Raw genomic sequence first — 13191 nt, forward strand, 5'->3', positions numbered from 1 at the left:
AACAGCATGGAACACTATATTAATTTATTTATCCAAGCGGCGTTTATCGACAACATGGCGCTGTCATTTTTCTTGGGTATGTGCACCTTTTTAGCCGTGTCGAAAAAGGTCTCTACTGCATTTGGTTTAGGCATTGCGGTGATTGTGGTCATGATGCTGGCTGTGCCATTAAACCAAATTATCTACGTTAATATCTTAGCGCCAGGCGCATTAGCTTGGGCTGGGTTTCCTGAGTTGAATTTAAGCTATTTACAGTTGATTACCTTTATTGGGGTCATTGCTGCATTAGTGCAAATCTTAGAAATGTTTTTAGACCGTTATATTCCGACCTTATATCAGTCATTAGGGATCTTCTTACCGCTATTAACGGTGAATTGTGCCATTTTTGCTGGGGTTATCTTTATGGCTAACCGTGACTATAACTTTACTGAGTCAGTGGTCTTTGCTGCGGGTTCTGGTGTGGGGTGGGCGATGGCCATTGTGTTATTAGCGGGATTGCGTGAGCGGATGAAGTTTCATGCTATTCCTGATGGGTTACAAGGTATTGGGATTACCTTTATTACCACCGGCTTAATGGCTCTGGGCTTTATGTCATTTGCGGGCATTACGTTGTAACGCATTGAAGAGAAGGGTTATTTAATGGAAATGGCAATAGGTATTGGCATGTTTACCATAGTGGTAAGTTTGCTAGTGGTGGTGATTTTAGCTGCCAAACGTAAGTTAGTGAACACCAATGATATCACTATTAGTATTAATGGTGACGCCAGCAAAAGCGTGCAAACTCCTGCTGGTGATAAGTTATTGGGCGCACTGTCTGGACAACATATTTTTATACCATCAGCGTGTGGCGGTGGTGGAACATGTGGCCAATGTCGCGTAAAAGTGAAAGCCGGTGGCGGTGATATTTTAGCGACCGAACTTGATCATATTTCGAAAAAAGAAGCCAAAGAAGGCTGTCGTTTAGCGTGCCAAGTGACGGTGAGAACCGACATGGAACTTGAGATTGATGAAGAAATTTTTGGGGTTAAAAAATGGCAATGTGAGGTTGTTTCAAATAATAACCAAGCGACGTTTATTAAAGAGCTGTTATTAAAAATCCCCGACGGTGAAGATGTATTATTTAAAGCCGGTGGTTACATTCAAATTGAAGCGCCTGCGCATGAAGTACGTTATGCCGATTTTGATATTCCTGAAGAGTATCGTGGTGACTGGGTTAAATACGGTTTGTTCGATTTAGTGTCTACCGTTGATGAAGACGTATTACGTGCTTATTCAATGGCAAACTACCCTGATGAAAAGGGGACGATTATGCTAAATGTACGTATTGCAACGCCGCCTAAAGCCGGTTTACCACCAGGCAAAATGTCGTCATATATTTTTAATTTAAAAGCCGGTGATAAGGTAACAATTTCTGGTCCCTTTGGTGAGTTTTTTGTCAAAGAAACCGATGCTGAAATGGTGTTTGTTGGTGGTGGTGCGGGTATGGCACCGATGCGATCGCACATATTTAACCAATTAAAAAGTGTTAAAACCAAACGTAAAATGAGCTTTTGGTATGGTGCTCGCTCAACTCGTGAAGTGTTCTATCAGCAAGATTTTGATCAACTAGCCGCCGAAAATGACAACTTTGTTTGGCATGTTGCTTTGTCTGATCCATTATCTGAAGATAATTGGACGGGTTATACCGGCTTTATTCATAACGTGCTGTATGAGAATTACTTGAAACAACATAAAGCGCCAGAAGACTGTGAGTTTTATATGTGTGGTCCTCCAATCATGAACGCGTCAGTGATAGCCATGCTAGAAAGCTTAGGTGTCGAGTCTGAAAACATCTTGCTAGATGATTTTGGTGACTAATGCTGTGTTGAGCGTTGGGTTTATGTTTGCTAGCCCATGTTCGGTCATTCATATTTACTCGTCCAAGCGTAGCTTAAAAGCTGTAAATAAGAATATGAACTGAGCGTATCAATAAAAAATCCCCATACTGTCATTGACGGTTTGGGGATTTTTTAGCAAATAGGGTTTCACTCGACATTAACGTTCAGAGTCGATATTAACGTTCAGAAAACGCCAGATAACGCATTACTTCGGCTTTGTTGAAACTTAGCACATTACCGTTTTGTTCAGTGAACAGTAAATTTTCGCGAGCATAACGCTTAATCGTAGTAGGGCTTTTGTCGAGTATTTCACAGACTTCATTTAAAGATAAATCGTTATCATCACTCATTCTCGTTCTCCTTACGTTATGGTTATAGCTACTCGTGTTGCCTTGTTAGTATTAAACATCACATGTGCATTAACTTGTCATATTCGCGTGTTTTTGTCGAGCTTAGTATCAAACCAATCACATTATTCTGCGTTGAAGCCTTTTGACGTAAAATGACTATGCCTTCAAGTCTTCGACTTGATTAACGTCATTTGAATTCCCACAGCATGAGCAGATAACTAATACGATTGGTATTAATAATGACAGCGATGCATCATGGCATTAGTGATAATTTGATGCGTGGGAGCGACCTGAGGCTTCAAAGCTACTTGGTACATCGACTCCGCTACCGTGTGCGCATTAATGGGCTGATATTTACGCAGCGGACCGATAAATAGAAACGATAAACCACCAAAAAGGCTTTGGCCAATATCTTCCATAAAACGACCATTATCTCGTGGTCCTAATAATAAGCTCGGTTGAAAAATATTGAGTACCGGTAAAGATAGTGCCTTAAGGGCTTGCTCTACTTCGCCTTTGACTCGATTATAAAACACGGTTGATTTAGCATCCGCGCCCAATGCGGTCACCACCATAAATTTAAGTGAAGGATTTTCTTGAACTTGGATAAGTTTAGCGAAAGCCAATACGGCTAATTTATCGACTTGATTAAAAGCTTCTTCGCTGCCCGCTTGTTTGATTGTGGTGCCTAAACAGCAAAACGCATGATCAACTTTTTCTGCCAATGCCAGCTCATGTACTTCGTCCAGTTGGCAGCAAATAAATTGCACTTTCTCAGCCCCAAATTGATGTTCGACCAAATTAGGTGCCGAACGGCCAATAACCAATACTTTACTATAATGTTCACTTTCAATGATGCGAGTAAGTAAGGTATTCCCCACTAAACCCGTCGCACCTATTATTGCTGCAATCATATAATCCTTTAGAAAGCTAAACCGACTCGCTAGACTCTAATCTGTCGCCTTAATGGTTTCAATAAGAATATTTTAATAGCAATTATTATCCTGTTTGTTAGCTTAGGACTACTACAAAAACTACCGGTTATTGAAAATGAGTTTTCACTTTATAAAAATATAACCATCATAAGAATAACAATCATAAGAATAGCAATCATAAGAACAACAATTAGGATGGATTATGAGCCAAGCGCATTTACCACTAACAGATTTTATTGAATATTCTCCAGATGAAATGCTCAAGCGGGCACAAGATAATTACCAGCAAGTTAAGCGACGTCATTCAATACGGGCATTCTCTGATCGCGCGGTACCCCAAGCCATTATTGAGCAGTGCATATTAGCGGCGGGCACGGCGCCCAATGGTGCTAACCATCAACCATGGCATTTTGTGGCGATAAATAGCCCACAGATAAAAGCGCAAATTCGTCAACAAGCTGAGGCGTTAGAGCAAGCATTTTATGCAGGTCGCGCCGGTGAAGAATGGTTAGATGCATTAAAACCTTTAGGCACTAATGCTGATAAACCGTATTTAGAACACGCGCCATGGCTGATTGCAGTGTTTAGCAAAAAACGTACTGAAGAATCGGGTGAACAGAAAAGTAATTATTATGTGCATGAGTCTGTGGGGATTGCGACCGGTTTTTTAATTCAAGCATTGCATCATGCAGGTCTTGGCACATTAACGCATACGCCAAAACCGATGAGTTTTTTAAGTAAAGTGTGTGGGCGCGACAATGATAATGAGCGTCCGTATATGCTTATAATAGCGGGATACCCGGCCGATGGAGCGACCATTCCACAGCATGCTATTGAGAAAAAGTCGCTTGCGGAGATTTGTGATTTTATTTAATGCTGTTCACTGTTAGTCTAGCTGTATTTACAAAACGACAGCTTGTAAAACGGCTGCTTGTAAAATGACTGCTTGTAAAATGATTGTTGGTAAGAATATTATTGATCTCAATGATCGTCGTTAGATACGTATTAAAAGGAGTTAATATGAAATTGTTAAGTTCGTTGTTGGTTTGCTCTCTAGGCGGGATTGTCTCCATGCTAGCAGAAGCTGATGATGCTCAATTAGGCCACTTAGTCGAATTATCGATAACACACAATGATAACGCTATTGGGTTAAGTTGCTTGCCAAGAACTGAAGCCGCTGGCGAAACCGCTGATTGGGTGATTGAGTGTAACCGTTTGGCTTATCAATATTTAATCAGCCAAACGGGCGAAGGTATTGAGTTTAATCGCCAAGTTAATGAAAAGCCTTTTGGGATGGCAGCCGATTTTATGGCGAAAACCTTGATGGCGGACCCATCAGGATTTAAGGCGGTCAATATTTCGCAAGAGTTTGAATTTACTCATAAGAAAACTTAATAGCCTCTTTTTTTGTCTCGATTTTTACATTTTTCTGAATACATAACTAACCCGCTATGGCTTTCATACTGCTATAGCGGGTTAATTATGTATTGCTCATCAGTAGCTATTAGTTGGTAGCAACAGTCATCATTTATATACCCGACGCGTTTAACTTAAATCAGTCATATAACGATGGCGTGTCTTCAGTGGGACGGGTTTTAAAACGACGATGAAGCCACATGTATTGAGCTTTGTTGCGGCTAATCAGTTGTTCTACAATCTGGTTACCACGAATGGCGTCGTCTGTTTCATTGTCGCCAGGAAAATTCTCTAAAGGCGGCATTATTTCAAGGGTGTAGCCTTTGTCATCGCTATTACGTTCAACAAAAAAAGGCACTACATTGGCTTTACCTAATCTTGCCAGTGAGGTTGCGCCAGTAATGGTGGCAGCGTCTGGCACGCCAAAAAAGGGAATAAACACCGCGCTTGAACGGCCAAAATCTTGATCGGCGGTATACCAAATGACATCAGGACTGCGCAGACTGCGGATCATCTGGCGCACATCACGCTTAGGCACTAAGCCTTTGTTTGAACGTAAGCGACCTTTGACTTGTAAGTATTCCATCACCGGATTGTTATGGGGACGATATACGCCAATTCCCGGGGCAAACTGGCCAAATATACGCGCGCCCATTTCAAGTGGTAAACAATGTACCGCAAATAAAATCACCCCTTTGCCATTGTCTAAACTCTGACTAACATGCTCAGTGCCTTTAATGGTCATGTGCTGTTGCACGCGCTCGTTTGACCACCACCATGCGTTAATGGTGTCAAATACCGCTTTACCGGTTTCTTCAAAAGTACGCTCAAGCAGTTGTTGCTTGTCTGCATCACTCATCTCAGGAAAGCATAAATTGATATTACGCTTAGCGGTATGGGTTCTTCCGCTCGCAACTTTCATGACTAATCGACCAATGCCACGGCCAATTTTCATTTGCCAAGACAGAGGTAATAGCAAGGTTAAACGCATCAAACCGACGCCAAACCATATAGGCCAATGTTTAGGATGATATAAATCAGAAGAAAATTCGGCTTTCTCGACCACGGACAACTCGTCTAGTTCACAAAAAATTATTTGTTATTCTACCTCATATTTAGATGAAAATTAGGTACAATCACGGTTAAATTTTTACAAGACAGCGAATACACTATGAAGGTTTCTCTCCCAGCTTTTGAAAATGCGCGCGTTTTAGTGATTGGCGATGTGATGTTAGATCGCTATTGGGTAGGCCCTACGGGACGCATTTCACCCGAAGCCCCTGTACCTGTTGTTAAAATTAATCAAATTGAAGATAGACCCGGCGGCGCCGCCAACGTGGCATTAAACATTGCAACATTAGGTGGACATGTCCAGTTAGCGGGCATAGTAGGCCAAGATGAAACCGCACAAGCATTAACCCAAGGGGTAAAAGTGTTTGGCGTAGAACCGCAATGGTTAACGGTAGCAGACAAGCCGACAATTACTAAATTACGAGTATTGTCGCGTAATCAACAGTTAATCCGCTTAGATTTTGAAGAGCAATTTGATAAAGCGACTAGCCAAGCATTATTCGCGCAAAGCGAAGCCATTTTAGACAATGTCGATGTATTGGTATTGTCTGATTATGCCAAAGGCGCCATTGATGAACCTAAGGACTTTATTGCTAAAGCACGAGCCAAAGGGGTAAAGGTATTAGTTGATCCGAAAGGGCATGATTTTGCTCGTTATCACGGAGCTTCATTAATCACGCCAAACATGAGCGAATTTGAAGCGGTTGTCGGTACGGTAACCAGCGAAGATGATTTAATCGAAAAAGCACAGAAACTGATTAAGTTGCACGACTTTGACGCCATTTTAGTGACCCGTTCAGAAAAGGGCATGACGTTAGTGTCGCAAAGCCAACCCGAACTGCACATTCCAACGGTTGCACGTGAAGTTCACGATGTTACGGGAGCAGGTGATACGGTGATTTCTGCTTTGGCGACCTCAATTGCTGCCGGTGCTTCGTTAGCGCAAGCTTGTGCGATAGCCAATACCGCCGCGGGCGTGGTTGTAGGTAAACTTGGCACTTCAACGGTTAGCCGCATTGAGCTGATTCAAGCATTAGCCCTTAACCATGGCGAGTCTGGTTTTGGGGTAATGACAGAAGATCAATTAGCTTATGCAATGGATCAGGCCCGTTTACGCGGTGAGCGCATTGTCATGACCAACGGTTGTTTTGATATTTTACATGCTGGCCATGTGAGCTATTTACAGCAAGCTAAAGCCTTAGGTGATCGCCTTATTGTTGCTGTAAATGATGATAGCTCGGTGACGCGCTTAAAAGGCCCTGGACGTCCGGTTAATCCTGTTGATCGCCGTATGGCAGTTTTAGCGGGTCTAGCATCGGTAGACTGGGTAGTCCCTTTCACTGAAGACACCCCACAACGTATTATTACGCGATTATTGCCAGATTCTTTAGTCAAAGGCGGCGATTACAAAGTGGAAGATATTGCTGGTGGTGCTGAAGTGATGGCTGCAGGTGGCAAGGTTGAAGTGCTTGGATTTGAAGATGGTGTATCCACTACCGCTATTATTCAAAATATTATGTCACAAAAATAGTTGATGCTTAGATACTGGCAACGGTCATTACTCAAGTTATTAAGCTGTAGCGTTGCTTGCGCGCCGTTATTGGTTGGTCACTTTGTTAATGCCGGCCAGCTTATTACGCCTCAATCTATGACCACAAATCAACTAAAAACCACAACAGTTATGGTTGAAAATGGTTTGGCGAGTGATGACATTCGCCAAGCTTATTTTATCCCAATAGCAACCAAACAAGCGCTAGTATGTTCTTTATCTTCACTGGTAAGGTGTATTGCGTTACTCCCTGCTTCATTACAACAACAAACCGCTTTTTCTGTTGCCAATATTCGCCGCGCCGTTGGGCGTAAAAGTGCGATGGTGCTGGTTGCTGAACATCGCACAATAGCAGGGGTTATTGTTGTCAATCCTGCTAATAATATGGCTGAACAGAGTGGTGCAATTGGTTTAAAAACTTATCAGTTGCCATTAGCCAACCAAATACAATTAACCTTGTGGCATGAAATAGGCCATTTATATAACATTGCATTACAAGGCAGTATTTTACCCTCATCTTTAACTGAGTATCAGCATGAGTGGCTAGCGGATTTGTATCTGTTATGGCGTATTGCGCAGCATTATCAGCAGCTCGATTTAGCGTGGCAACAATTTCATCGCCGAAACCTGGCCCTTATCAACGACAGTGGTAATTTGTCGCATTGGAGCGCGCCTCAACTTCAAATTGTGCTCAATCATTATAATGCCCAACAATTGCAGCATTTTACTCACTATGAGGATTTTTTATCCGCAGTTTATCCATTAATGCCGACGTGGTCGCCGCGTGACATGGGAGAATTTTCTAGCTTAGTGCAGCGTACTTTTAGTGCGGTTCAATCTTTGCCAGGGTACATTTTTTGGCGTCAATCGGAGCTAATTCAAGTGTTGTCGCCGACATTAGAAAGGTTAATGGGTAAGGCTGAGGCACAACGTTGGCTGAAAAATCAATTCTTAACCGAAAATAATATGTAAATTTTTGTAACCTGTTTTTATCACCTTCTGCAGCTCATTAAATTGTGATTTTTTATAACCTTTGATTTTAAAGGGTAAATAAATAGTTATCGCGATAATGTTCTGTTTTATCTTGTCTTTCTGGATATTGTACGGTTAAAAATGTTGTAAATTCGCTAATTCTTAGCAGAATTTTCTAGTTTGGTCTGGTAAGCTCTGGCACCAAAATAATTAGAGAGACCAAGTTTATGGCCAAGCGTTCACGAGTTGAAACTGAGTTAACCGTTAACCAAATTTTAGATGAAGCCTTTAAACAAATCCTCACGATTGGTTTTGAGGCGATGTCTTATACCACGCTGTCTGCCGCCACTGGAGTCAGCCGAACGGGTATCAGTCATCACTTTCCGCGTAAAACAGAATTTTTAGTGCGTTTAGATCAGCGTATCGGACAGTTTTTTATTGAAGGATTAGATTTGTCTTCGATATCGGCACTAGAGCAATCATGGGCTGAAGTTATGAAACAACCTGAACGTAAAGCAGTATTACAACTGTTTTTTAGTTTATGTGGCAGTAGTGACGAAAGCATGAAAATACTCAAATCGCTTAATATTGTCATCGAGGCTGCTGTTAGTCATTTTGCTGATGCTGGGCGTAAATGTGTTGAGCAACTTATCGGTAATAGTGCCTTGGCATTATTACAAGACGTGCCAAAGTAACTGATCAAAATTCACGAGTTTGTTACATGTACCAATTTGTTGTAAGCACTAAAAATTTTGGCTATTTAAGTTTTACCCTGTAAGTAACAAATCGGTATTAAAATTGACATTATGATCAATACGATATCGAAGAGACTATTCCATATTGGTATCTGAGCATTCAATAAGTTGAATTACGCAGGTATCGTTATGGAATGGTATTTCGTGAACGATGAACATCGCTCACGTATCTTGGTTTACGCCAGCTTTCTACTTTCATATCTGTCGCACATTTGCTGCGCTTGCTCGTCATCAAAAGCACGTAAGCCGCTTAATACTAATGTTTTGACTCCGCTACCAATCACTTTTCCTTCGCTTTGCAGTTCAAAGGTGAGGGTGACATCGCCACGCTTGCCATCAATCGCTAAGTCTTGTTTGATAAGGTGCAAACTGATGGTGCTGAAATCAAAATGGTCTAAATGAAATGACATGCTTTCATAAATCACTAATGGGCGATCAGGGTTAATCATGACCTTGTATTGCTTCATCATCGGCACAAGTACGTGGATAAAGTTCAATCCTGAAAAAGCAACATAACTTTTAATAAATGCCGCTGTTTGAATATCACATTGGCACACTTCACCTTGACGCTCAATATGCAGATATTCTTTGCCTTTGGTGTCGCTAATGCTGAATTTATTGGCCACATTTTTATCGACGTGCAGCTCAACGTTGTCACCGACCATGCCGGCAAACTTAAACTGCATGTTTTGGCTTAAGCCGTATTGGGTCAGCACTAGTGCAAATAATAAATCGCCAGGGACACAAAAGCGTTTAGCGCCCACATCGTGTATAGGGTTGAAATCTCCAGCGATTTTTTTGGCGAAGTCACTGGCTTGTTGAGCCGAAATAAACACGCTTTGATCTTGCTTAGTAAAATAAGGTGATAAAAACATAAAGAATAATTCTTATTAGTCAGTAGTAAGCCATATCACAAGGCATGATTGTTAATGATAACGCGGTAACAATGTAGGCTAATGCGAGACTAGGTTAGTGATAAAATCCATTAATGAGCGAGAGTTTACTGCATGAAGGCAAATAAACTCACCCGATGACTATAAACAGCCAATATTGAGCTTAACTACAGTCGTCATAGTGTACTTAGTTCTGTTTCGCCGGTGTCATCACAGACGAAATAAGTCGAACATGCTCTTTGTATTACAACAGTATACCAAGATTACTTGGTACGTTTACTTGAGATTTTGTTTTGAATGACAAATCAACTTAGTTGGCAGCATATCCTGAAAACGAATATAAAGTGATATAAATTATATTTTCAGTGTCATTTATATTGGATTTTCGTGTCATTTACATCGACTTAACGGATATCAAACCGCTCTTTGTTATGCTATTTGCTTGGTATCGAATACCAATCAGCCAGATATTTATCCGTCATTACGCCTTGTTAGCAACATAGATAACAGCTTTGAGATTAGCGCTGTGAATAAACTCACTGTGTGGATTTATCCCATTTTTTATCTGGCGTTGAAGATATATTATTCTGCTGGAGAGAGGCTCTTTTCGTTTTCACCCTGATAATGGGCATTTTTTTCACAAGACCTTGGCACAGTTGGTGATGATTTAAGGCTTATATGAGGGGCTTATGTGAGTGCTTATGTAGGAATTTATAGATTATTGGGGATATTCAAAAAAGGGGGGGCGTTTTTCAATCTTATTACCAAAATAAGAAATTATGTTTACCGTGTTTTTTAATGCTGTACATGGCTTTATCGGCTTGCTCACAAACATTAGTGAACTCGTCTAATTCATCAAATAAGCTGATGCCAATACTGAGGCCTACTTTAATGCTTTCACCCTCCAATTCGATAGGATGTTGATAGTGTGACAGCAAGGTTTTAGCCAATGCGGTTAATCGTTCCACATCATTGCAATGAACTAAAATGACAAACTCATCACCACCAAAACGTGCCACATGATGAAGTGGGTTTTGTGTTGAGTCTGCAGTGCTAAACAGTTGATCGCATATTTGCGCAATATCGTTGGCAATATGGATTAATAAACTATCGCCATATCGATGGCCTAAGTGGTCATTAATTATCTTAAAACCGTCCAAATCGATAAAGCACAGCGCGCCTTGATGTGTACTGTGAGTGCTTTTTCCTTGTTCAAAGGCAGCAATGAGTGCATTTCGATTGAGTAAATTAGTTAACGGATCACGATGAGCGAGTTTGGCTAAATCTTGTTCGTAGCGCTTTTCTTGGGTGACATCAATATGAGTGCCCATAATACGAAGCGGTTCACCGTTAATACCATATTCAATAATACGCCCACGGTCAGACACCCATGCAACAGTGCCATCTTTGTGCACCATGCGATGCACGGCTTGATAAATTTCAGCATTACCGGCTACATGACTTTCAAAGGCTTGTATCACCCAGTCTTTATCTTCCGGGTGGAGATTATTTTTCCAGCTGCTGATATGGGCCGGTAATTCTTCACGGGTAAAACCGAGCAGATGGCCCCACTGTTGATTAAAAATAGTCAGGTTTCCGCTGGGAATATGTTGCTCCCATAGACATAAACCAGTGCCATCAAGCGTAGCGTTGAGTTGCTCGTTTACTCGTTTATTGAGCAGCGAAAGCCGATTATTCTCGTATTCTAGTCGCTTGATTTTCTGCTTATGCTGCTCTAGTTCAAGCTGTAATTGAGCAATAATATCCTGCTGTTCCATTAATAACTGATAATCCTTTAAGTCCAATGGACCCAGTTTAGCGGGTTATTAAACAAAAAAACACCAGCATTGATTGCTGGTGTTTTGTTTGCCACAAGTTGATTTATAAGGCTTTAAGGATTGCTTCTACACTGTCCTTCGCATCGCCAAACAACATTTGGGTATTGTCTTTAAAGAACAATGGATTTTGTACACCGGCATAACCTGTGTTCATTGAACGTTTAAAGCCAATCACGTTTTGCGCTTTCCACACTTCTAACACCGGCATGCCAGCAATAGGGCTCGTTGGATCTTCCATCGCCGCTGGGTTAACCGTATCGTTAGCGCCAATGACGAGCACGGTATCAGTACTGCTAAAGTCTTCGTTGATTTCGTCCATTTCTAACACGATATCGTAAGGCACTTTAGCTTCTGCCAATAGTACGTTCATGTGGCCAGGTAAACGCCCTGCAACAGGGTGAATACCAAAGCGAACTTTTATCCCCAAAGCGCGCAGCTTTTTAGTGATTTCAGCTACTGGATATTGCGCTTGAGCCACCGCCATACCATAACCTGGGGTGATGATGACTGAGTCAGATGCTTTTAGCATATCAGCGACATCTTCTGCGGTTGTTTCGCGGTATTCGCCCACAGTGTCATCGCCAGTTGATACTGCCGCATCGTTACCAAAACCACCGGCAATAACAGAAATGAACGAGCGGTTCATGGCTTTACACATAATGTAAGACAGAATCGCACCCGATGAGCCCACAAGCGCACCAACAACAATTAGAAGGTCATTAGATAACATGAAACCTGCTGCTGCCGCTGCCCAGCCTGAATATGAGTTCAGCATTGAAACCACAACTGGCATGTCTGCGCCGCCAATTGATGCCACTAAATGCCAACCAAATGCAAACGCGATTAAGGTCATCAAGATGATTGGTGTCACTGCACCACCCGCCTGAACGAATATCACCATTAGAATAAACGACACCACAACGGCCAATAAATTTAATTTATGACGATGAGGTAGCATAAGTGCTTTTGATGAAACCAAACCACGTAGCTTAGCAAACGCCACAATAGAGCCTGTGAAGGTGACTGCACCAATAAAGATGCCTAAAAATACTTCCACTAAGTGAATGTTAAGCATGGCACCGGTTAGATGCTCAGTTTGTTGGGCTTTGCTTGCTTCAGCAAATGCAGCTTTTGCGGTTTCTAGTGTGGTGTTGAGGTCTTGCCCCATGACCACGACAATTTCAGACACTTCGTGTGGTTGGATATCAATAAAGCTATTAAAGCCCACTAATACCGCAGCTAGACCCACAAAGCTGTGCAAAATCGCGACGAGCTCTGGCATTTCAGTCATTTCGACTTTTAATGCTAAGCGAATACCAATCGATCCACCAATGACCATGGCGAGAATAATCCATTCTACGCCGCTTGTAGCAGGATTGAGTATGGTTGCAATAAGCGCAATCGCCATACCAATAATGCCAAATAAATTACCATTTTTAGCAGTTTCTTGTTTTGATAACCCAGCTAAACTGAGAATAAAAAACACCGCGGCAATGATATAAGATGCTGTAACCAGTCCTTGAGACACGATATGA

The 13191-nt window shown here is 41.7% G+C and carries 13 protein-coding genes; 7 read left to right on the forward strand and 6 right to left on the reverse strand.

Features of this window, described 5'->3' with window-relative positions; all coding sequences use genetic code 11:
• Positions 1–6: 6 nt before the first annotated feature.
• Entirely contained in the window at positions 7–615 is a 609-nt protein-coding gene (gene nqrE, locus AAEY97_RS08325; RefSeq protein ID WP_101086093.1) for an NADH:ubiquinone reductase (Na(+)-transporting) subunit E, read from the forward strand.
• Between the two features lie 24 nt (positions 616–639).
• On the forward strand, positions 640–1857 hold the full coding sequence (nqrF, locus tag AAEY97_RS08330) for an NADH:ubiquinone reductase (Na(+)-transporting) subunit F (RefSeq protein ID WP_101086092.1): 1218 nt from the start codon (positions 640–642) through the stop codon (positions 1855–1857).
• Between the two features lie 196 nt (positions 1858–2053).
• On the opposite strand, the gene AAEY97_RS08335 is transcribed toward nqrF, so the two are convergent.
• The gene (locus tag AAEY97_RS08335) at positions 2054–2227 is read right to left on the reverse strand and encodes a helix-turn-helix domain-containing protein (RefSeq protein ID WP_101086091.1); all 174 of its coding nucleotides are present in this window, start codon (positions 2225–2227) and stop codon (positions 2054–2056) included.
• A gap of 233 nt (positions 2228–2460) precedes the next feature.
• Positions 2461–3141: a Rossmann-fold NAD(P)-binding domain-containing protein gene (locus AAEY97_RS08340; protein ID WP_101086090.1), complete on the reverse strand. Its 681-nt coding sequence runs from the start codon at positions 3139–3141 to the stop codon at positions 2461–2463.
• A 223-nt stretch (positions 3142–3364) separates the two neighbouring features.
• Here AAEY97_RS08340 and AAEY97_RS08345 point away from each other — a divergent pair, with 223 nt between their 5' ends.
• Positions 3365–4036 carry a nitroreductase family protein gene (locus tag AAEY97_RS08345; RefSeq protein ID WP_174839626.1) on the forward strand — a complete coding sequence of 224 codons (672 nt, stop codon included), beginning with the start codon at positions 3365–3367 and terminating at the stop codon, positions 4034–4036.
• A 146-nt stretch (positions 4037–4182) separates the two neighbouring features.
• Positions 4183–4557, forward strand: a complete 375-nt coding sequence (locus AAEY97_RS08350) for a hypothetical protein (protein ID WP_101086088.1) — start codon at positions 4183–4185, stop codon at positions 4555–4557.
• 160 nt (positions 4558–4717) lie between these two features.
• Here AAEY97_RS08350 and lpxL read toward each other — a convergent pair whose 3' ends face one another.
• Positions 4718–5644, reverse strand: a complete 927-nt coding sequence (gene lpxL / locus AAEY97_RS08355; RefSeq protein ID WP_335690720.1) for an LpxL/LpxP family Kdo(2)-lipid IV(A) lauroyl/palmitoleoyl acyltransferase — start codon at positions 5642–5644, stop codon at positions 4718–4720.
• Positions 5645–5749: 105 nt separating this feature from the next.
• On the opposite strand from lpxL, the gene hldE reads away from it, so the two are divergent.
• From hldE to AAEY97_RS08370, 3 genes are all read left to right on the forward strand, one after another.
• Positions 5750–7180, forward strand: a complete 1431-nt coding sequence (gene hldE / locus AAEY97_RS08360; protein WP_101086086.1) for a bifunctional D-glycero-beta-D-manno-heptose-7-phosphate kinase/D-glycero-beta-D-manno-heptose 1-phosphate adenylyltransferase HldE — start codon at positions 5750–5752, stop codon at positions 7178–7180.
• A gap of 3 nt (positions 7181–7183) precedes the next feature.
• On the forward strand, positions 7184–8170 hold the full coding sequence (locus tag AAEY97_RS08365; protein WP_350998026.1) for a hypothetical protein: 987 nt from the start codon (positions 7184–7186) through the stop codon (positions 8168–8170).
• Between the two features lie 227 nt (positions 8171–8397).
• Complete coding sequence (locus AAEY97_RS08370) at positions 8398–8865, forward strand: TetR family transcriptional regulator (RefSeq protein ID WP_350998029.1); 468 nt, start codon at positions 8398–8400, stop codon at positions 8863–8865.
• A 236-nt stretch (positions 8866–9101) separates the two neighbouring features.
• Here AAEY97_RS08370 and AAEY97_RS08375 read toward each other — a convergent pair whose 3' ends face one another.
• From AAEY97_RS08375 to pntB, 3 genes are all read right to left on the reverse strand, one after another.
• Entirely contained in the window at positions 9102–9800 is a 699-nt protein-coding gene (locus AAEY97_RS08375; RefSeq protein ID WP_192115483.1) for a DUF3581 domain-containing protein, read from the reverse strand.
• Positions 9801–10579: 779 nt separating this feature from the next.
• Positions 10580–11596, reverse strand: coding sequence for a diguanylate cyclase domain-containing protein (locus AAEY97_RS08380; RefSeq protein ID WP_350976890.1), 1017 nt, complete (start codon positions 11594–11596; stop codon positions 10580–10582).
• Between the two features lie 103 nt (positions 11597–11699).
• On the reverse strand, positions 11700–13184 hold the full coding sequence (pntB, locus tag AAEY97_RS08385) for a Re/Si-specific NAD(P)(+) transhydrogenase subunit beta (protein ID WP_101086078.1): 1485 nt from the start codon (positions 13182–13184) through the stop codon (positions 11700–11702).
• Between the last annotated feature and the right edge of the window lie 7 nt (positions 13185–13191).

The sequence above is a fragment of the Shewanella sp. TB7-MNA-CIBAN-0143 genome, assembly GCF_040310065.1.
Lineage (GTDB): Bacteria > Pseudomonadota > Gammaproteobacteria > Enterobacterales > Shewanellaceae > Shewanella.

Bases quoted from the DNA above. Each gene is read 5' to 3' on its own strand.
- nqrE (WP_101086093.1), top strand. From the start codon at position 7: ATGGAACACTATATTAATTTATTTATCCAAGCGGCGTTTATCGACAAC.
- AAEY97_RS08340 (WP_101086090.1), bottom strand. From the start codon at position 3,141: ATGATTGCAGCAATAATAGGTGCGACGGGTTTAGTGGGGAATACCTTA.
- AAEY97_RS08335 (WP_101086091.1), bottom strand. From the start codon at position 2,227: ATGAGTGATGATAACGATTTATCTTTAAATGAAGTCTGTGAAATACTC.
- AAEY97_RS08370 (WP_350998029.1), top strand. From the start codon at position 8,398: ATGGCCAAGCGTTCACGAGTTGAAACTGAGTTAACCGTTAACCAAATT.
- AAEY97_RS08350 (WP_101086088.1), top strand. From the start codon at position 4,183: ATGAAATTGTTAAGTTCGTTGTTGGTTTGCTCTCTAGGCGGGATTGTC.
- AAEY97_RS08375 (WP_192115483.1), bottom strand. From the start codon at position 9,800: ATGTTTTTATCACCTTATTTTACTAAGCAAGATCAAAGCGTGTTTATT.
- AAEY97_RS08365 (WP_350998026.1), top strand. From the start codon at position 7,184: ATGCTTAGATACTGGCAACGGTCATTACTCAAGTTATTAAGCTGTAGC.
- nqrF (WP_101086092.1), top strand. From the start codon at position 640: ATGGAAATGGCAATAGGTATTGGCATGTTTACCATAGTGGTAAGTTTG.
- AAEY97_RS08380 (WP_350976890.1), bottom strand. From the start codon at position 11,596: ATGGAACAGCAGGATATTATTGCTCAATTACAGCTTGAACTAGAGCAG.
- hldE (WP_101086086.1), top strand. From the start codon at position 5,750: ATGAAGGTTTCTCTCCCAGCTTTTGAAAATGCGCGCGTTTTAGTGATT.
- AAEY97_RS08345 (WP_174839626.1), top strand. From the start codon at position 3,365: ATGAGCCAAGCGCATTTACCACTAACAGATTTTATTGAATATTCTCCA.